We start from the raw sequence: 19,336 nt of genomic DNA on the forward strand, positions 1-19,336 counted from the left end.
GCTCCGCGGGCCGGTTCCCCGTGTCAAGGACCCATTGCAGAGGGGGTATCCGATGGATCTTCAGCTTGGTCACCTGCCGGATCAGCTGGTTGGTCATCGCCTGCCGGACCAGCTGGTGGGTCCTCGCCTGTGGGGTCATCGCCTGGCGGCGGGTCGTTACCTGGAGGATCAGCCGGCGGATCGTCACTTGGAGGGTCTGGCGGCGAGTCGTCTGCTGGTGGATCATCGCCCGGCGGGTCGTCCCCAGCTTGGTCATCGTCTGGTGGATCTGCCGGCGAATCGTCGTCTGGCGGGTCGTCCCCAGGTTGATCATCGTCTGGTGGATCTGCCGGCGAATCGTTGTCCGGTGAATCGTCGTTTGATATAGGGTCGACAACCGTGACCGTAACCGAATCCGAATCGTCGTCGGTGCGCACAGTGGCCGTCAGTTCGCCGACGTCCGTTTCCGTCGTCTGATACGTGAACGAAACCAACTCGGATTCGCCACCGACCGGCGAAGCGGATCGGGAATCGACCGATTGGCCGCCGATTTCGAACTGGACGGGCGTCTCCCCGGACTCGTCGCCGACGTTCGCGATCGTCGCGGTGACCGAAATAGAGTCGCCAGCATCCACCTGGCCGGGCGCGTCCACGCTCGTGACCTCGAACACTGCCGGTTCGGCCGGTTCCTCGACGACGATCTGGGCCGTCGCCTCGTCGTCTTCGCTCCGAACGGTGACGGCCATCTCACCAACGTCGTCGTCGGCCGTTTCGTATGACAGCGAGACGGTACCCGTTTCGCCGCCCGCGAGTTCGACCGGGACCTCGTCGACACCCTGACTCCCGTCGACGTCGAGGACCACGGTCTGCGTTGCCGATTCGTCTCCGACGTTCTCGAGGTCGGCCGTCACCTCGATCGTCTCGCCCGCGGTGACCGCCCCAGGCGCGTCGAGAGCCGTGATCTCCACCTCGGATGCCGCCGCGTCGAGGGCGTACTCGATCGTCTCGCTCGCGAGTTCGTCGTCGGGATCGTCCCTTCGGAGCCGTACCTCGATCGACCCATCGTCTTCGAGCGGTGGCTCGAGAGTAAGTTCGTGATCCGAAACGGCCGTGTCCGCCTCGAAGACGTCGCTCTCTGCCATCCCGCCGTCGTACTGTGCTTCGAGGCGGAAGTCAACGTCCGCCGTCGCTGAATCGACCACCAACGACTCGCCGTCGCCCTCCTGATCGCTGACGACCAGTTCCGCCGTTGGCTCCGCCGCGATCGATTCCTGCAAGAGCAACTCGCCATCGCTGTCGAAGACGGAGATGACGTCACCCTCCTCGTTCCAGACGTGGCGATCGACGCCCCAGGAGAGCCCCTCTCCGGGCTGGTCGCCGGATGCCCGTCCAGTGACGACCGAAACCGGGCTTTCAGGTTCCAGGACGAACCCGGACGGAAATTCGAACGGTGAAAGGCGGTTTGCGGGAACGAGATGGTCGTCCTCGACGGTCCATCCCGACGCGTCGACCGGTTCGTCCCCCGTGTGTCGGATCGTCACGTACTCCTCGTCGGGATCGTCGCCCAGGATGACGTAGTCGACGAGCGTGAGTTCGGGGTCCGGGTCGGGGTCTGGGTCGTCGTACTCGCCGGCGGGTTCGGTTTCCGCCCGAAGCGTCTCGTCGTAGAGATACTGCTGGAGATCGATATCCCAGACGAGGCGTTCCGCGTCGTCTTCGGGCGTCCAGGCGACGGTAAACGAGTGCTCGCCGGGGGCGAGAGGCTCCGGTTCGTCCTCGGTCGTCCCTTCGACGAACGCGCCGCCCAGTAGCTCGCGATCGAACGGGTTCTCGTACGCGAACGTCACCTCGTGGTGGTCGTCGGTGACGGTAACGTCCTCGACCGCGATCGTCGGCCGCTCCGGGCGTCGTTCGGCGACGCAGTGGTGGGGGTTGGACTCGTGAACCTCGTTCGGCCCGAACCAGTTGTAGGTGATCGATCCGATCGTCGCCCCGAACCCCTCGTCGGGGAGTTCGACGACGACCTCGTCTTCGGCTCGATCGACGATCCGGCCCTCCTCCCCGATCTCGAACCGAACCGTCCCGGTAAACGGGGCGTCGACCTCGTCACCGATCGTGAGTTCGTGGTGGACGTTCCCGGGACCACCAGAATCGACGAACAGGGTTTCGACGGTCAATCCGTCGCCGTCCGCAAACGGGCCGGTGATCTCGGCCGTCGTGCAGTCGTCGAACGCGAACTCGAGGTCGGCGTCCTCCGTCCCGATCACTTCGACGGTCCTGACAGCGGCGTCACCGTCGCTTTCGATCCGAACGGGGAACGTCTGCGTTCTCGGAACGGTCGCCGTCTCGAATCCCAACTCGACCAGTTCGGTCTCGCCGCCATCGACGCGAACGAACGCGGCATCGACGAGTTGCGGATCGTGGCCGACGACGAACTCGATGGTTCCCTCTCGCTCCGAGTCGCCGGGATTGTCGATCACCGCGGTGATCTCGAGGGAGTCGCCCGCGTCGACCGGATCGTTCGTCTCCTCGATCGTGACGAGCAGCGGCGGGTCGTCGACGTAGACGAACACGGACGCCTCGTCGGCGTTGCGCTCGGTTTCGACCCGGACTGGAAACCGCTGGTCCTGCTCGACGATCGCCGTCTCGTACCCCATTTCGATCGTCTCGGACTCCTCCGGATCGAGCGTCACGAGTGCCGTTTCGACCACCTCCGGATCGTGGCCCACGACGAACTGGACGGCGCGGGTCAGCGTCGAGTCGTGTGCATTCTCGAGTTCGGCGGCCACGTCGAGACGATCGCCACTCTCGACCGGCGAATCCGTCTCGACGATCGTCACGTCTAGTCCGATGTCTTCGGTGCCGAAGACCTCGACTGTCACCTCGTCGGCGTCGTCGTCGGTTTCGACTCGCGCGGGGAACGCCTGGGTTCGCCTGACCAGGGCGGTCTCGAACGTCAGGTCGATCGTCTCCCGCTCGCCGCCGTCGACGGTCACCGACTCGCTGTCGACCCGTTCCGGGTCGTGGCCGACGATCAACTCGGCGTCCCCCGTGATCTCGGAGTCCGTCGTGTTCTCCAGTTCGGCGGTCACCTCGAGCGTGTCTTCGGTGTCGACCGGATCGTTCGTCTCGAGGATCGTCACCGCCAGTTCTGGCTCGGGTTGATCGACGGGTTCGTCGATCGTCCACAGGGTCTCTGACGTGACGGTGCCGTTCTCGCCGATGACCCACGCGATGATTGGACAGCCGTGACACCGTCCGTCGAGTTCCAGCGATGCCGTATCGTCGGCTCCGCTGACCTCGCTTTCCCCGAGGATGACGTCTGCGTGTCCGAGCCACCAGACGACCCGATCGAGCGCCTCCGCTCGATGGGCCACGTCGAGTTCGAGGTCGATCGTCTCGTTCCGAGCGATCTCGATGACCTCGCCGGACGGGTCCTGATCTTCGAGACGGGGGGCGGACAATCCGTCGTCTGTCACCGTAACCGTCCACGCCGCTCGCAACGAGTCTTCGGTACCGACCGCCGCAGCGACCTCGTACGTCCCCGGTGACTCGAAGGCAGTTTGCCAGTGGTCGACCCCCCGGTGGCCGTAGTACGCGCTGTGCCAGGGTCCCATCGACCGCCCCGCGTAGTCGCCGTCGATGAACCACCGCGTTCTGCCGCCATACTCCCCGAGTGTGTCGGCTTCGACCTCGAACAACACCGTCGTATCCGGCTGGACCGCCAGTTCCTGGTCCGGACTGGTCCCGGACGAATCAAGTTCCTCGATCGCGAGCACCTCGACGGTCCGTTCGGCCGAGTCACCCGCGGCTTCGAACCGGACCGTCACCTCGTCGTCGGCTTCGAGCGGTGGCGTGTGGAAACCGAAGTGGTCGATCGTCTCCGTCTCACCAGGGTCGACCGTCGTCTCGAGGGTCGATCGCTGCTCGCCGTCGACGGAACCCTCGATCGTCGGTCGCACCGACCCGGTACTGGTATTCTCAACCTCGACAGTCACGTCGATGTGACTCCCGGAGTCGACTGGTGCGTTAGTCTCGACGATTCGTATCTCGATGGCTTCGTCCTCGTCGTCCTGCGTGAGAACGCCGTCGGCCCGCGCCCGAAGTGCGTTCGTAATCGCTGCCGTGTTGCTCGCGAGCGTTGCCGCCAGATTCCCCCCGACGGCGAGATATCCTCGTCGCCGCATGCGTTGACATACCACAGCCAGCAGTCATAATACCGCTGTCACGATCGGCCTGAATAACAGGAGTCGTTGACCGTTCACGGCCGTGAAACGAATCGATCGTTGGCAGAATTTGACGCGACGGCCGCGGTTCACTACAGCGTCCGACCCGGAGGATGGATCCATTTGCTGCGTCGGAACCAAAATAGATCCGTCGGGTGCCACGATCGGAGCGGCATAGCTGTCCAGAATTCGACAACTATCGCCGGTGGTCGGGCGCTATTCAAATATTTACTACGGATAGGATAAATCTTTTATGCTCCCTGCTCATCTCACCAGATATGAAAGCGATCGCAGTCGAACCAGGGGCCGGCGAACCCACTATCGTCGAGCGGCCTCGTCCGGAACCCGCGCCCGGAGAAGCCCTCGTCCGAACGCTCCGCGTCGGCGTCGACGGGACCGACCACGAGGTTATCGCGGGCAACCACGGGGAGGTTCCCGAGGGCGAATCGAAACTGATCCTCGGCCACGAAGCCGTCGGCGTCGTCGAGGACCCGAACGGGACAGACCTCGAAGCCGGCCAGTACGTCGTGCCGACGGTCCGGCGACCGCCGAACGGGACTAACGAGTACTTCGAGCGCGGCGAACCCGACATGGCCCCCGACGGCGAGTTCATCGAACGCGGCATCGTCGGCGGCCACGGCTTCATGTCCGAGTACTTCACCAGCCCCGCCGAGTTCCTCGTGCCGATTCCGGATGACCTCGCCGCACTCGGCTTCCTCGTCGAGCCGATCAGTATCAGCGAGAAGGCGATCGAGCACGCCGTCGCCACCCGCTCGGCCTTCCAGTGGGAACCCGAGTCCGCGATCGTTCTCGGCAACGGCTCGCTCGGACTCATCACGCTCGCGATGTTCGAGGAAGTCCTCGAGATCGATCGGAACTACTGTCTGGGCCGGCGCGACCGCCCCGACCCCTCGATCGACCTCATCGAAGGCCTCGGCGCGACGTACGTCGACTCGCGGGAAACCCCGGTCCCCGAGATTCCCGACGAGTACGAAGCCCTCGACCTCGTCTACGAGGGAACCGGCTACGCCAAACACGCCGTTCAGACTGTCGACGCGCTCGCGCCCAACGGCGTTGGCGTCCTGCTCGGCGTCCCCGAACCCTGGGAGTTCGAGTTCGACGGCGGTCGACTCCACCGCGAACTGGTCCTTCACAACAAAGCCCTAGTGGGAACAGTTAACTCTCATCGTGGGCATTTCGAAGCTGCGATCGACAGTCTCGACCAGTTGCCCGAGTGGTTCACCGACGACTTCGTTACCGGCGTCTACGGTCTCGACGAGTTCGAGGCGGCGTTCGACGAGGGCGACGACGTCGTCAAGACGGCCGTCGAGTTCGCCGCGATCTGATCGCTTGCTGCCCGAACCCCGATCGGTCGTATCACGACCGTGCGTCGCTCGACGGAGGGCGACGAGATAGAAACTATTACTACCGTCCGAGTTAGTATTTCGCACATGGGAGTCGACTACACACAGCTACACGATCCGAACGCCGAGTATACGATGCGGGATCTCTCGGCGGAGACGATGCAGGTCACGCGCGAGCGCGGGGGCGGCCGTGATGTGGAGATTACGGACGTCCAGACGACGATGGTCGACGGCAACTTCCCGTGGACCCTCGTCCGCATTTATACGGACGCCGGCATCGTCGGTACCGGCGAAGCCTACTGGGGCGCGGGCGTCCCGGAACTCACCGAGCGAATGAAACCGTTTCTGCAGGGCGAGAACCCGCTCGACATCGATCGCCTCACGGAGCACCTCGTCCAGAAGATGTCCGGGGAGGGGTCGATCGGCGGCGTCACCGTCACCGCGATCGCGGGGATCGAAGTCGCACTCCACGATCTCGCGGGCAAGATCCTCGAGGTTCCCGCCTACCAGCTTCTCGGTGGGAAGTACCGCGACGAGGTTCGCGTCTACTGTGACTGCCACACCGAAGAAGAAGCGGATCCGATCGCCTGCGCCGACGAGGCCGAACGCGTCGTCGAGGACCTGGGCTACGACGCGCTGAAGTTCGACCTCGACGTGCCGAGTGGCCACGAGAAAGACCGGGCGAACCGCCACCTTCGCGAACCCGAGATCGAGCACAAAGCATCGATCGTCGAGGCCGTCACCGAAGCCGTCGGCTCGCGAGCGGACGTCGCGTTCGACTGTCACTGGACGTTCTCGGGTGGCAGCGCGAAGCGACTCGCAAAGCGTCTCGAGGAGTACGACATCTGGTGGCTCGAAGATCCCGTCCCGCCGGAGAACCACGACGTCCAGCGCGAGGTTACCCAGTCGACCACCACGCCGATCACGGCCGGCGAAAACGTCTACCGCAAACACGGCCAGCGCCGCCTCATCGAGGAGCAGGCCGTCGACATGATCGCCCCCGACATGCCGAAAGTCGGCGGGATGCGCGAGACGCACAAGATCGCGAACCTTGCGGACATGTACTACATGCCCGTCGCGATGCACAACGTCGCCTCGCCGGTCGCGACGCTCGGAAGCGTCCACGTCGGCGCTGCTATCCCGAACTCGCTGGCCGTCGAGTACCACTCCTACGAACTCGGCTGGTGGGAGGACTTAGTCGAAGAGGACGTCATCGAGGACGGTTACATCGAAGTGCCCGAAACGCCCGGCCTCGGCGTCACGCTCGACATGGACGCCGTCGAAGAACACATGGTCGAGGGCGAAACGCTCTTCGACGAAGCGTAGCTCCCCGGAACGGCTACTGCGTCTTTTTGTTCGGCGCCACGCCTCGCGGACATAGCTTCGGCGCGCATGAACAGGTCTGTTAACACTGTACATCCGCGAGTTTACCCGCCGATTCCGGTGTGAGTTTTATCACATTCGTCGGGGTGGAATCCCCCGTGACACCAGACAGACTCACTCGTCGGCGGCTGCTCCGTGTCGCGGGCGGAACCGTCGCTGCGAGTGCGACTGGGGCCGGCACTGCCGTCTCGGATTCCGACCAGTCGGACGAACTTCGAGCGATCGACACTGCATCCCTTCAGGACGACGCCTCCGTCCAGGCCGACGACGGCGGAGCATACGCCGAAACCTACCGCGAGACGATCGATAGCGTCGTGCTCGTCTCCGTCCTCGGCGAAGGAGAGTCGGGTCCGGGGGGAATCGGCTCCGGATTCGTCATCGGTGACGGCTACGTCGTGACGAACGACCACGTCGTCCTCGACGCGACGGAGGTCGAACTGCAATTTCGCGACGAGCAGTGGCGGACGGCGTCGGTCGTCGGAACGGACGTCCATAGCGATCTGGCCGTACTGGAGGTCGACGACCTACCGGAGGACGCGAACGGACTGTCCCTTCTCGCTGCGGATCCGGTCATCGGCCAGGAAGTGCTCGCCCTCGGCAACCCGCTCGGACTCGACGCCTCCATCTCTCAGGGGATCGTCAGCGGCGTCGATCGATCGCTCCCGAGTCCGACCGGGTTCTCGATTCCGGCGGCCATCCAGACCGACGCGCCGGTCAACCCCGGCAACAGCGGTGGCCCGCTCGTGACCCTCGACGGAGACGTCCTCGGCGTCGTCTTCGCCGGCGCGGGCCAGACGATCGGCTTCGCCATCTCGGCCCTGCTGGCCGAGCGAGTCGTTCCGGCGCTCATCGACGACGGCGCGTACGACCACCCCTATCTGGGCGTCGGCGTGTTCCCGGTCGGACCACAAGTCGCCGAGGCGAACGACCTGCCCGAACCCGGCGGCGTCCTCGTCACCGAAACCGTACCGGAGTCGCCGGCGGATGACGTCCTCGAGCCAGCCGAGGAGACGGAGATCGTCGACGGCGCTCCGGTCCCGATCGATGGCGACGTGATCGTCGCGATCGACGGCGAGGAAATCCCGAACCAGGACCGACTCTCGTCGGTGCTCGCACTCGAGACCTCTCCCGGCGAGACGATCGAGGTGTCGGTCGTCCGCGACGGGGACCGCGAGACGATCGAACTGACGCTCGATTCGCGCCCGGAGATCGATCTACCGTGAGCAGGGATTCGAGGGCCGTGTGAGAGTCGTCGCCCAGGCGATACTCACTCCGGCTGTTCGAACTCTTCTTCGGCGTCTTCGAGGTCCTCGATCGCATCGTCGTCGGCTCGTGGGGCGTTCTGTTTCCCGAGGTCGTCGCCGTCGTCGACCTCGTCGGCGTCGCGATCGACGCGCTCGAGTTCGTCTTCGATCTCCGCCTCTCGTTCAGCTTCGTACTCGTCGGTTCTGGTGGTATCGTCTTCGGCCATACTTCCGGGTTCGCCTTCGAGCGGTTTGGACGCCGGGCCGTCGACTGCAACGTCGATCGAATCGGTGTCGAGCGGAGTGGTTCTGGAGCACCCAACCCGTCGGCTCCGTTCGGCGGACACGAAAGACAAATAAAAGACGCTGCGTTGTGAATAGACAGATATGGACGTTCCGTACGACCTTACCTCGTACGTCAGGGTGTTGAAGATGGCGACGACACCCACGACGAACGAGTTCCTGCAGGTGTCGAAAATCGCCGGACTGGGGATTATCCTGGTCGGGATCATCGGGTTCATCATCGGCAGCATCATGCTCTTCCTGCCCGGTGGTGGGGTCTGATGGGCATTTTCGCTGTAAAGACGACGGCGAGCCAAGAGCGGACCGTCGCCGATATGATCATCAACCGCGAGGAAAACGAGATTCACGCCGCGCTCGCTCCCGATTCGCTGACCTCGTACGTGATGGTCGAAGCGGAGGGGAACGCGGTCCTCGAACGCGTGCTCGAGGACATTCCCCACGCGCGCAGCATCGTCCCCGGCGAGTCCGACATTTCGGAAGTCGAGCACTTCCTCTCGCCCAAGCCGGACGTTGAAGGGATCGCGGAAGGTGACATCGTCGAACTCATCGCCGGCCCGTTCAAAGGCGAGAAGGCACAGGTCCAGCGCATCGACGAAGGAAAAGATCAGGTGACGGTCGAACTGTACGAGGCGACAGTTCCGATTCCAGTAACGGTTCGCGGCGATCAGATCCGCGTGCTCGACAGTGACGAACGATAGTTCGTCGAACCGTGCGAACGGCGCTCCGCGCCGTGAGCAGACAGTGACGAGCACGTTAGCGCTCGTCAAGCAGTCAGCGCGACGACGCCGCGCTGAATATAGCGACGAGCGATAATCCACCACTTCGTGGTCTGCTCCCCGTCCCGTCGCCCGCGTCGGTGTCCGGTCCCGATCGAGACGGGACTCGATAGCCCGGACGGCGACGTGAGATGGGGGAGTGGTCGGCAGATTCTGCCCCGCGGGCGGCTTTCTCTTTCGGGTTTCGAGCTTACCGTTTCAGGTTTTCGGCGATCGCCTGAAGATTCGCTTCGTTCTCGATTTCTTCGAGGAGTTGCTCGCGTTTGCGAACCGCTTCGGAGCTGGCTCCGTAGGCGCGGACGTACTCGGCGCGGCTGTGTTCGGTAAACGCGTGGCGAATCGCCAGGTAGCCGTCCGGAACGATCGTCCCACAGACTTTGCACTCGCGGCGCTCGTGTTCCGTTGCCTGATGGACGACCGCCGACTCGACGTCCTCGAAGACCGACCCGCAGCCGTCGATGCCACATTGCCAGGCCATTCTTTCGGACAATGGTCGGGCCGTCCTAATGGTCTTTTCGCAGGGTAGCTGTTTCTCGAGAGACACGTACCCATCAAGGCTTCAACGATCGGGCCCAGGGGAACAGTATGGCTGCGACTAACCGTTCGGAACTGGCGTCGTTCGACGCCGATCGCGTGCGCCAGGCGGTCCAGGAGACGGTCTCCGGACCGCTGTACTCGTTTTGCGAGTACACGACCGAGTCGTTCAGGCCGCTGTACCTCCACGATCGGACGATCGCGGCCTACGAGAGCAAAGCCGAGATGCTCGATCACTTCGAGACGATCCACACGAACGTTCACATGGACTTCATGCAGATCGAACTCTTCCGGAACACGCTCTTTCCGGACGCAGAACGCGTCGAATACAACACGACGACGATGGACGTAATAAAGATTCTCCGGTTCTACGTCGGCGACGAAGGCCTCTTTCTCGCACTCGACCCGGAGGAGCCGGTCGAACCGATCGTCGACGCGATCAAAACGACCCTCGACTGGCCGCCAAATCAGAATTCATAACTCTCCACTCGCGAAACCACTACCTACTCGTGAGCGATGGAGCGGAGTTTCGAGTCGACTGTCACGTGAAGGTACTCGACGACGCGGTCGTCGAACGCGCAAGGCGAGCCGATCTCGACGCCATCGTCTACGCGCCACACTTCACCCGACTGCCGGAGATTCAACGACAGGCGGCGGCCCACTCGACCGACGATGTACTCGTCGTCCCCGCCCGAGAGGTGTTTACAGGGTCGTGGACGGATCGCAAACACGTACTCGCACTCGGGCTCGAGGAGCCGGTCCCCGATTTCATCCCGCTCGACGCCGCAATGGCCGAGTTCGATCGGCAAGGGGCGACCGTCCTCGTCCCACACCCCGAGTTCGCGACCGTGAGTCTCACCGAAGCCGATCTTCACGAGCACGCGGACGCGATCGACGCGATCGAGATTTTTAATCCGAAACACCTGCCCTCTCACAATCGCCGCGCTCGCGACCTGGCCGAGTCGCTTTCGATCCCGCCGTTTGCCTCCTCGTACGCCCACCTTCAGAGCACGATCGGAACCGCACACACCACTCTGGAGACCGACATTCGGACCGAATCCGAACTGCTCGAGGCGGTGGCCACCGACACCGATCGGCACATCGTCCACAAAACCGGCCTTCGACGGCTTCGTGCGACGGTTGGGGAACTCGCCCACCTCGGGTATGAAAACACGTGGAAAAAGGCCGATCGGCTCTTTCTCTCCGGAATCGAACCCACGCATCCGCGCCACATCGCCTACGACGGCCGGTTCGACGACGTCGCCGTCTACTGAGTCTCGACGCGAGCGAGTCGGACCGACCGTGGGCGATCGACACGAGATTAGTTCACCGTTCCCCTTCAGCCTCCGTCTGGTTTTCCAGTGCGTCTGCGATCCGCTCGAGTTGCGTGCCGACGTAGCAAAGTGCCTGTGTCTGCATGATCGCGGGATCGTCGCTCCACTCGTTGGCGATGTACGCGGCCTGTTTGCCGGCTCGGTCGAGGCTGTTGGTATCGTTGGACATGATTTGAAAGTCGTCGCCGATCGGCAAGAGGTTCGGGGGCGCCTTTCGATCGGTGGAAACCACTGGAACCCGACACTCTACCGCTCCGACTCACCGCCGCGGACGCGCGAGAGCGTCCGCTCGACGCGGTCCCAGTGACTGCCGCGCCAGAAGTGCTGTCCGCACCGGTCGCACCGCCAGACGTCGATCGACTCGGGAGCCGGCGCGTACTCGGGCGTCGAGTCGGCGTCCGACAGCGCTTCGAGCGGACCGTTACACCGGCCACAGAACGTCAGCTCGCGTGCGAGCGTGAGATCGATCCCGGCGGCGGCGAGTTCGGCAAGTTGGGCCTCGACCTCGCGTGATTCGACCAACAGCGCGTCGTCGGCCCGCCCCACGAGTTCGACGTCCCGCGTGAGCAACGTCCGCCCCTCCTCGCGGGCGGTCGCGAGCAGGTCGTCGTCGCGCTCGAGATCGCGATCGCCGGCGTAGACCGTGTCGTGGCCGCACATCCGGAGATACGCTACGAGGCCGCCACACATTACGTCGAGGAGCAGTCGCATCGATTTTGGGTTCGAGTTCGGGCGGTGATTCGGTGATTCTGGACGGGTCAGTGCAGGAACGCTCGCAGCTCCTCGAGTTCCCAGGTGTTGATCACGTCGCCCGGTTCGGCCCAGCCGCGGCGAGCGGTGTGGACGCCCCAGCGCATGTACTCGAGCGTCGACGTTCGATGGGCGTCCGTACTGATCGCGATCGGTGCGCCGGCCTCGATCGCCGCCTGGACGGCGCTACCCCAGAGATCGAGTCGTCGGGGATTGCTGTTGACCTCGAGTGCAGTCTCGGAGTCGGCGGCGGCCTCGCCAAGCGCCGTCGCGTCGAACGTGAGTCCCGCTCGCTCGTTGAGCAGTCGCCCGCTCGGGTGACCGAGCACGTCGATCGCCGGATTTTCGATCGCGCGAACGAGACGCTCCGTGGCCCGGTCTGGGTCCTGATCGAGCGCGCTGTGGGGCGAGGCGACGATCACGTCCAGTGCGTCGATCACGTCCTCGCCGAGGTCGATCTCGCCGCCGGCGTCGACGTTCGCCTCGATACCGGCGAAGACCTGGATCTCGCTCGCGGCGTCGACCTCGCGGATCGCCTCGGCCTGTTCCAGTATCTGGCCGTCCGTCAGGCCCATGTCACCGACGACGCCCGGCCCTTCGGCGTGGTCCGCGATGGCGTAGTAGTCGTACCCGAGCGCTTGGGCTGCCTCGACCATCTCCGAGATGGTGTTGGTGCCGTCGGACCAGCCGGTGTGTGTGTGCAGGTCGCCGCGGATCTCGTCGCGCGTGAGGAGTGCCGGGAGGGTCCCGGTGGCCGCGGCGTCGATCTCGCCGCGATCCTCGCGCAGTTCGGGCGGGATCACGTCGAGACCGAGCGCGTCGTACATCCCCGCCTCGGTCTCGCCGGCGACGCGGTCGCCAACGCGCTGACCCGAATCGGGATCGTCGATACCGCTCACGTCGAACGCCCCGTACTCGTTTAGTTTCATCCCGCGATCGATCGCGTAGTTGCGCAGCCTGACGTTGTGGTCCTTGCTGCCGGTAAAGTACTGCAGGGCGGAGCCGAACTCGTCGGGTGCGACCACGCGCAAGTCGACTCGAATCTCGCCGACGCGGACGCTCGCTTTCTCCGGCCCTGACTCGATTTCGCTGTCGACCGACTCCCATCCGAGGAGGGCGTCGATCACGTCGGCGGGCGAGTCGGTGCCGACGAGGACGTCGACGTCACCGATCGTCTCCCGCCAGCGCCGAATCGAGCCGGCGACCTCGCAGCGATCGACGGTATCGATCGAGTCGAGGTATGCGAGCACGTCGTCCGCGAGGGGACGCGCCTCGCCGAGCAACTGGCGCTGGCCGACCTCGCGGGCGAACTCGATGTTCTCGCGGATGTTTTCCTCGGTTTTCGGCCCGAATCCCGTGACCGCCCGTATCTCGCCGGCCTCGGCCGCGGCTTCGAGGTCGTCTAACGTCTCGATTCCCAGTTCGCGATACAGTTTGCCCGCCGTTTTCGGACCGACGCCCTCGATCCGGGTGATGTCCGCGATGTCGATCGGTAGGTCGGCTCGCAGTTCCTCGAGTTCCTCGATCGCCCCGGTTTCGACGTACTCGACGATCTTCGAGGCGATCGCGTCCCCGACGCCGTCGATCTCCTCGATCGTCTCGTGATCGCCGGCTTCGACGGCATCCGCGATCGGGGACGGGTGGGCGCGGACGTTGTCGGCGGCCCGGCGGTAGGCGCGGGGTTTGTACTCGACCCCGTCGGCCTCGAGCAGGTCAGCGAACTCCTCGAACCGACCGGCGAGTTCGGCGTTCGTCGCCATCACCGACCCCTCCGGGACGAGCCGCCATCGTCGTCTCCGAGCGCCTTCTTCAGGAACGACATCCAGCGTTTCCGGTCGGCGGCCTGCTGGGCCATTTGTTCGCGTTCGAGGTTGGTCGGGCCGAGGCTCTCGAGAGCGTTCAGGGCGCGATCGATCCCGATGATACTCCGGGCGAGGTCGTCACCCTCACCGCGGGTGATGTCGCCCTTCTCGATGCGATCGAGTCGATCGAGGCGCTCGCGTCGCAGGTTTCGTTTGGCTTGCTCGACGCGGTCGCGCTCGCCCGGCGGAACCGTCTCGCGGCGCTTGATCTCGAAGACGAACTGCTGGAGGTCGATCGCCTCGCCCTGGACGGTGATCGTCTCCGGGATATCCGCGCCGACGGTCGCACCCTCGCGCTCGACGCGCTCGAGCAGTTGCTTGCGCTCGTACGGTTGCACGGGTCGAAGTGGGTGCCGCGGCGTAAAAAAACGTCCGTCGGACGATGGGGTTACCTGGGCTCCGCTTCTGGGGGTCGGTCTCCGGTCGCAGGGCTCTCGTCACCCCCTGCCGAAAACCCCAAATCCCTTAGCTGTGCCACACCTACCCCACCACAATGGCCAAGTGCGACGTGTGTGGGAACGAAGAAAGCATGCCGTACAACTGCCGGCATTGTGGTGGCACCTACTGCTCGGAACACCGGTTGCCGGAGAACCACGGCTGCTCCGGGCTCAACAACTGGAACGACCCGAAGGGGGTCTTCGACAGCGGCTTCGACGAGTCCGTGAGCGCTGGCGGAAGCGCGTCCAGATCGAAGGGGCTGACCGACAGGCTGCCGATCGATACCGGTCCTGGCGGCCCGCTGGGGTACTTCCGCGGGAACATGACCTACACGTTCCTCGCGCTGATGTGGATCACGTTCCTGCTGCAGTGGATGGCCCTCCTGATCGGCGGCCGGCCGCTCCACAACGCCCTCTTTACGCTCTCCTCGCAGAACGTCGAGTTCGTCTGGACGTGGGTCACCTCGGTGTTCGCCCACAGCCCGATCAATATCTTCCACATCGTGTTCAACAGCATCGTGATCTTCTTTTTCGGCCCGCTCGTCGAGCGCTACGTCGGGTCGAAGAAGTTCGCGATCCTGTTCGTCGTCAGCGGGGCGCTCGCCGGACTCAGCCAGGTCGGACTGGCCCTCATCCAGGGCGTACCCTCGAACGTACTCGGTGCTAGCGGCGCTGCCCTCGCGATCATGGGTGTACTGACGATCCTGAACCCTGGTCTCAAAGTCTACCTCTACTTCATCCTCCCCGTCCCGATCTGGCTGCTGACCGCAGGGACGGCGGTCATCAGCGTCTTCTTTATCGGCACCGGGGGCGGCGGCAGCGTCGCCCACATGGCCCACCTCGTCGGCCTCGTCATCGGACTCGCCTACGGCGAGTACGTCAAGCGGACCCAGAACGTCCGGACGCCGAACCAGTTCCAACTCGGTGGGGGGCCGGGCGGTCCCGGTGGTCCCGGACGCGGCCGGTTCTGAGCCGGTGCAGACCGGTTGCCGTCCGATCCATCGTCTCCGGACCCCGACACTGATTTTCGTTCGGTTGCTACGCTCCGCCACGATGGAGCCAGTTCGCCAGGACCTCGTCCCCGATGCCGGCCTCTCGCGCGCCGAAATGGAAGCCCTACAGCGTGAAATCGCTGAAACTGCCGTCTTTTCCGACGACGCCCCGATCGATCCGGCGCACCTCTCGAATCCCCTCGCCTCGAGTGTGAGTACAGGCGAGGCACCGATCGTCGCAGGCGTCGACCAGTCGTTTCTCCAGGACGGCGACGGCGACGAGGACCGCGCGCTCTCGGCCGTCGTCGCGATGCGAGACGGCGAGGTAATCGAGCGCCTTCACGCGGTGACGCTCCTCGAGATTCCGTACATTCCCGGCCTACTGGCCTTTCGGGAGGGGGGACCGATCGTCGCCGCGCTGGAGATGCTCTCGGTCGATCCGGATCTGCTCCTGTTCGACGGCAGCGGCCGGATTCACTTCCGGGAGGCGGGCATCGCGACGCACATGGGCGTCGTGTTCGATACGCCGTCCGTCGGGGTGGCAAAGCGCCTGCTCTGTGGCCGTCCCCGATCGAGCGTAGAGAATCTTCCGGTCAGAAAGCGAGTGGCCATCGAAGCGAACGATCGCGTCGACGCGCCCGACGGAACGCTCCTCGGCTACGCCGTCCAGACCCGCCAGTACGATTCTCCCGATCGATACATCAATCCGCTGTACGTGAGTCCGGGCCACCGGGTCGGTCCCGAGACGGCGGCGGACGTCGTCCTCGCGCTCGCGTCGTCGTACAAGCTCCCGGAACCGATCAGGCGGGCGGACAGCTACGCCGCGGAGGCAAAGCGCGAATACCAACCGTAGACGTCGTTTCTGACCGCAGCCCTCGAATTGCACTCGAATTCGTACGGCCGTATTCCCAGCCGGTGAGAGCGTGTCTCAGCCGTCAGGAATGTGGGTCGTCGTTCAAGGGTGACGCTCTCCTCGATTGACCTGTAGGAGTTGAACGACGATGTCCACCAACACCCAAAACAGACTCGAAAGTCGGTACGCGGGAATCACGCTCGAAGGCTACCCACACGCCCTGTCGGCGTGGTTCGTCGTCGCCCTGCGACTGCTGCTGGGTGGAATGATCCTGTTCGCCGGCATCGGCAAACTCACCGGCGAACCGTTCGACGCCAGCGGCTTCCTGCTCCACGGGGTCGATCCGGCGAGCCCCGTTAGCGGGCTTTACGCCGCGATGGCGAGCAACGCGATGTTACTCGAAATTATCAACGTCGTCGTGCCGGCGACGCAGGTGCTGATCGGCGTGGGCCTGATCGTCGGCGGTCTGCTTCGGCTAGCCGCACTCGGCGGTGCGCTTCAGATGATGGCGTTCTACCTCGGCGGCTGGCAGGGCGATTGGCTCGCGCTGTTCGACAGCACGCTGATCTACGCCGTCCTGTTCCTGGCCCTCGCCGCGTTCGGGGCCGGGCGCATCCTCGGCGCGGATCGCTACATCGAGCAACTCGAGGTCGGCGGCCAGAACCTGATCGATCGGTTCCCGAAACTCCGCTACGTCCTCGGGTAGCCCCCGACGATTCCCCGCGTTCCCGCGTTCTCACGCCCATTCGCGTCGTCGGCGACCACCCTGACTCGAGGCGCTTTTTTCACGTCTTCTGTCGACTGGTAGCCGCGATCCTCCGTTCGATCGTCAGCCAGCCGGACGGTCCGCGCGGAGAGACAAACCGTCGATACTTAGGTACCGCCGAACGAACCGCTCGTCCATGGCCATCGCTGAGGATACTGACGAATCGAAGCCCGACGACGGGGGTCGCACCGTCGACGCCGACCGCGGCCGGGAGACGACGGCGGACGACGACCGCTACACCCGCAAGCGGTGTGTCCTGATCACCGGCTGTTCGTCCGGCATCGGCCGTGCGACCGCCGAGGCCTTTCTCGCGAAGAACTGGCGGGTCGTCGCGACGGCCCGAAACACCGACGACATCACCGACCTCGCGGATGCGGGCTGTGAAACCCTCGAACTCGACGTGACCGACCCCGACCAGGTCGCCCGCGCGGTGGAGGAGACCGTCGACATCGGCGGCGCGATCGACTGTCTGGTCAACAACGCCGGCTACGCCCAGTTGGGTCCGATCGAGGACGTCTCGACGATCGACCTCCACCGACAGTTCGACGTCAACGTCTACGGGCCACACCGGCTGACCCGCGCCGCGCTGCCGCACATGCGCGCCCAGGGAGAAGGACGGATCGTCAACATCTCCAGTGTGAACGGTCGAATCTCGCTTCCTGGCACGGGTGCGTACGCCGGCTCGAAACACGCACTCGAGGCGATGAGCGACTCGCTGCGGGCCGAAGTCGAGGAGTTCGGTATCGACGTCGTGCTCGTCGAACCCGGTCCGGTCGAAACGGAGTTCACCGATCGCCTCGACGAGGAACTCCCGGGTACCGGCCGAACGCCGGCCTACGAGACACTGTACGAAATCATCGACGACGCCAAGCTAATCGGTGGCGGGAAGGGCGGCCCGTTCGCCTCGACGGCCGAGGACGTCGCCGCGGCGATCGTCGACGCCAGCACACGTGCGGAACCGCCGGCACGGTATCCCGTCGGCCCGCTCGCCAAATACGGCGTTTACGCCCGGTTCTTGCCCGATCGCATTCGCGACGTAGGGTATAGACTCGTCCGAAAGCTCGTCTAACGGGCGGACATGTTCGAAGCAGACGATCAACACGCAACGACGCCCGCTCACGAAACCGCACTGGCCTGTCTCGAGGCCGGCATCGAGGCGTCGGTTCCCGAGCAGGTCGTTTCCGCGACGATCGATCTCGAGGGGGACCTGCTCTCCGTACGGGAGACGACCTACGACCTCTCCGACTACGATCGCCTCCTCGTCGTCGGCGGCGGGAAAGCGACTGGCGGACTCACGGCGGCGCTCGTCGATCGCCTCGGGGACCGACTCGACGGCGGCTGTATCGTGGCGACGGACGTCGAGGGCGATCCGACGGGTGACGATGCGTTTGGGCCGATCGCCGTCCGCGAGGGTGATCACCCGACGCCGACCGAGCGGAACGTCGCGGCGACGCGAGAGATACTCGAAATTGCGGCGGAAGCTGACGAGGACGCTCTCGTGCTCGCAATCGTCACCGGCGGTGCGAGCGCGCTGCTGTGTGCGCCCGCCGACGGACTCGGTCTCGACGACCTGCGGCGGACGACCGACGCGCTGTTGGCCTCCGGTGCGTCGATCGACGAAATCAACGCCGTCCGAAAACACTGTTCTGCGGTCAAGGGCGGCCAACTCGCACGGACGGCAGCCCCCGCGACCGTCGTCACCCTCGCGATCAGTGACGTGGTGGGCGACGACCCGTCCGTGATCGGGAGCGGTCCCACGGTTCCCGACGAGAGCACCTTTGGGGACGCACTCGGCGTTGTCGATCGGTACGACCTCCGGGATGTCGTTCCCGACGCGGTCGTCGATCGACTCGAACGCGGCGTCGCAGGCGAACTCGAGGAGACGCCCGACGCGTCGGTCTCGTCGGTCGTCGAATCCGAGGCCGACTGGCACGCGCTGGCAAACGGCCGGACGGCGATCGACGCCGCCCGCGAGACGGCCCGCGAACGGGGCTACGAACCGCTCGTGGTCTCTAGCAGGCTCGGTGGTGAGGCAAGCGAGGTTGGCCGTGTCCACGCCGATGTCGCAAGCGAGATGGTAGCGACGGGCGCCCCCGTCGAGCCGCCAGCCGTCGTCCTCTCGGGCGGTGAAGTGACCGTCACCGTCGACGGCGACGGGGTCGGCGGGCCGAATCAGGAACTCGCCCTCGCGGCAGCACTCGTTCTTTCTGAGAGCGAAACCGACGCCGTCCTCGCGAGCGTCGACACCGACGGAATCGACGGCCCGACCGATGCCGCTGGCGCGATCGTCGATCGAGAGACGGTCTCGACAGACGACACCGAAGCCGTTCGCCGCGCACTCGCCGACAACGATGTGTACGCCGCGCTCGACGATCGGTCGGCGCTGCTCCGGCCCGGCTATACAGGGACGAACGTGAACGACCTTCGGGTTCTCGTCGTTCCGGCTGAGAGCTGATTCTGACGAAATCGGGCACTCAAAATCGCAATCAGCCTGGTACGATTCGGCGAGGCCCGGATACCGAGTCTCGAACAC

19 protein-coding genes are annotated in these 19,336 nt (G+C 64.7%); 12 read left to right on the forward strand and 7 right to left on the reverse strand.

Going from position 1 to position 19,336, the window contains the following annotated elements; genetic code table 11:
- Window positions 1-23 precede the first annotated feature (23 nt).
- On the reverse strand, window positions 24-4,166 hold the full coding sequence (locus tag AC6I6L_RS16610) for a CARDB domain-containing protein (protein ID WP_497918885.1): 4,143 nt from the start codon (window positions 4,164-4,166) through the stop codon (window positions 24-26).
- A 317-nt stretch (window positions 4,167-4,483) separates the two neighbouring features.
- Here AC6I6L_RS16610 and AC6I6L_RS16615 point away from each other — a divergent pair, with 317 nt between their 5' ends.
- From AC6I6L_RS16615 to AC6I6L_RS16625, 3 genes are all read left to right on the forward strand, one after another.
- Window positions 4,484-5,551: a glucose 1-dehydrogenase gene (locus AC6I6L_RS16615; RefSeq protein ID WP_497918886.1), complete on the forward strand. Its 1,068-nt coding sequence runs from the start codon at window positions 4,484-4,486 to the stop codon at window positions 5,549-5,551.
- 105 nt (window positions 5,552-5,656) lie between these two features.
- Window positions 5,657-6,895, forward strand: coding sequence for a mandelate racemase/muconate lactonizing enzyme family protein (locus AC6I6L_RS16620; RefSeq protein ID WP_497918887.1), 1,239 nt, complete (start codon window positions 5,657-5,659; stop codon window positions 6,893-6,895).
- A gap of 155 nt (window positions 6,896-7,050) precedes the next feature.
- Window positions 7,051-8,175, forward strand: a complete 1,125-nt coding sequence (locus AC6I6L_RS16625) for a S1C family serine protease (RefSeq protein ID WP_497918888.1) — start codon at window positions 7,051-7,053, stop codon at window positions 8,173-8,175.
- Between the two features lie 44 nt (window positions 8,176-8,219).
- On the opposite strand, the gene AC6I6L_RS16630 is transcribed toward AC6I6L_RS16625, so the two are convergent.
- On the reverse strand, window positions 8,220-8,423 hold the full coding sequence (locus AC6I6L_RS16630) for a hypothetical protein (RefSeq protein ID WP_497918889.1): 204 nt from the start codon (window positions 8,421-8,423) through the stop codon (window positions 8,220-8,222).
- A 160-nt stretch (window positions 8,424-8,583) separates the two neighbouring features.
- Here AC6I6L_RS16630 and AC6I6L_RS16635 point away from each other — a divergent pair, with 160 nt between their 5' ends.
- Both AC6I6L_RS16635 and AC6I6L_RS16640 read left to right on the forward strand, forming a co-directional pair.
- Window positions 8,584-8,760: a protein translocase SEC61 complex subunit gamma gene (locus AC6I6L_RS16635; RefSeq protein WP_497918890.1), complete on the forward strand. Its 177-nt coding sequence runs from the start codon at window positions 8,584-8,586 to the stop codon at window positions 8,758-8,760.
- Window positions 8,760-9,197 (forward strand): transcription elongation factor Spt5, encoded by a 438-nt coding sequence (locus AC6I6L_RS16640; protein WP_497918891.1) that lies wholly within the window; start codon window positions 8,760-8,762, stop codon window positions 9,195-9,197. The genes AC6I6L_RS16635 and AC6I6L_RS16640 overlap by 1 nt, the downstream gene beginning before the upstream one ends.
- Window positions 9,198-9,465: 268 nt before the next feature.
- Here AC6I6L_RS16640 and AC6I6L_RS16645 read toward each other — a convergent pair whose 3' ends face one another.
- Window positions 9,466-9,753: a DUF7565 family protein gene (locus AC6I6L_RS16645; RefSeq protein WP_497918892.1), complete on the reverse strand. Its 288-nt coding sequence runs from the start codon at window positions 9,751-9,753 to the stop codon at window positions 9,466-9,468.
- Between the two features lie 107 nt (window positions 9,754-9,860).
- On the opposite strand from AC6I6L_RS16645, the gene AC6I6L_RS16650 reads away from it, so the two are divergent.
- Together AC6I6L_RS16650 and AC6I6L_RS16655 are read left to right on the forward strand one after the other, a co-directional pair.
- On the forward strand, window positions 9,861-10,289 hold the full coding sequence (locus AC6I6L_RS16650) for a hypothetical protein (protein WP_497918893.1): 429 nt from the start codon (window positions 9,861-9,863) through the stop codon (window positions 10,287-10,289).
- Between the two features lie 29 nt (window positions 10,290-10,318).
- On the forward strand, window positions 10,319-11,083 hold the full coding sequence (locus tag AC6I6L_RS16655; protein ID WP_497918894.1) for a PHP-associated domain-containing protein: 765 nt from the start codon (window positions 10,319-10,321) through the stop codon (window positions 11,081-11,083).
- Between the two features lie 52 nt (window positions 11,084-11,135).
- On the opposite strand, the gene AC6I6L_RS16660 is transcribed toward AC6I6L_RS16655, so the two are convergent.
- The 4 genes from AC6I6L_RS16660 to AC6I6L_RS16675 form a co-directional block, all read right to left on the reverse strand.
- Window positions 11,136-11,312, reverse strand: a complete 177-nt coding sequence (locus AC6I6L_RS16660; protein WP_497918895.1) for a hypothetical protein — start codon at window positions 11,310-11,312, stop codon at window positions 11,136-11,138.
- 77 nt (window positions 11,313-11,389) lie between these two features.
- Window positions 11,390-11,854 carry a Mut7-C RNAse domain-containing protein gene (locus tag AC6I6L_RS16665; protein WP_497918896.1) on the reverse strand — a complete coding sequence of 155 codons (465 nt, stop codon included), beginning with the start codon at window positions 11,852-11,854 and terminating at the stop codon, window positions 11,390-11,392.
- 47 nt (window positions 11,855-11,901) lie between these two features.
- Entirely contained in the window at window positions 11,902-13,653 is a 1,752-nt protein-coding gene (gene polX, locus AC6I6L_RS16670) for a DNA polymerase/3'-5' exonuclease PolX (protein ID WP_497918897.1), read from the reverse strand.
- Window positions 13,653-14,093, reverse strand: a complete 441-nt coding sequence (locus tag AC6I6L_RS16675) for a DUF5788 family protein (protein WP_497918898.1) — start codon at window positions 14,091-14,093, stop codon at window positions 13,653-13,655. Before AC6I6L_RS16675 ends, polX begins: the two co-directional genes overlap by 1 nt.
- A 155-nt stretch (window positions 14,094-14,248) precedes the next feature.
- Here AC6I6L_RS16675 and AC6I6L_RS16680 point away from each other — a divergent pair, with 155 nt between their 5' ends.
- The 5 genes from AC6I6L_RS16680 to AC6I6L_RS16700 all read left to right on the forward strand — a co-directional run bounded on the left by AC6I6L_RS16680 (window position 14,249) and on the right by AC6I6L_RS16700 (window position 19,258).
- A complete protein-coding gene (locus AC6I6L_RS16680; protein ID WP_497918899.1) occupies window positions 14,249-15,163 on the forward strand; it encodes a rhomboid family intramembrane serine protease in 915 nt (304 codons plus the stop codon).
- A gap of 82 nt (window positions 15,164-15,245) precedes the next feature.
- Window positions 15,246-16,037, forward strand: a complete 792-nt coding sequence (locus AC6I6L_RS16685; protein WP_497918900.1) for an endonuclease V — start codon at window positions 15,246-15,248, stop codon at window positions 16,035-16,037.
- A gap of 148 nt (window positions 16,038-16,185) precedes the next feature.
- Window positions 16,186-16,743 carry a DoxX family protein gene (locus tag AC6I6L_RS16690; protein WP_497918901.1) on the forward strand — a complete coding sequence of 186 codons (558 nt, stop codon included), beginning with the start codon at window positions 16,186-16,188 and terminating at the stop codon, window positions 16,741-16,743.
- A 196-nt stretch (window positions 16,744-16,939) separates the two neighbouring features.
- Complete coding sequence (locus AC6I6L_RS16695; protein WP_497918902.1) at window positions 16,940-17,872, forward strand: SDR family oxidoreductase; 933 nt, start codon at window positions 16,940-16,942, stop codon at window positions 17,870-17,872.
- Between the two features lie 9 nt (window positions 17,873-17,881).
- The gene (locus tag AC6I6L_RS16700; RefSeq protein ID WP_497918903.1) at window positions 17,882-19,258 is read left to right on the forward strand and encodes a glycerate kinase type-2 family protein; all 1,377 of its coding nucleotides are present in this window, start codon (window positions 17,882-17,884) and stop codon (window positions 19,256-19,258) included.
- The last annotated feature ends 78 nt before the right edge of the window (window positions 19,259-19,336 follow it).

The sequence above is a fragment of the Halosolutus sp. DAT137 genome (assembly GCF_059736405.1).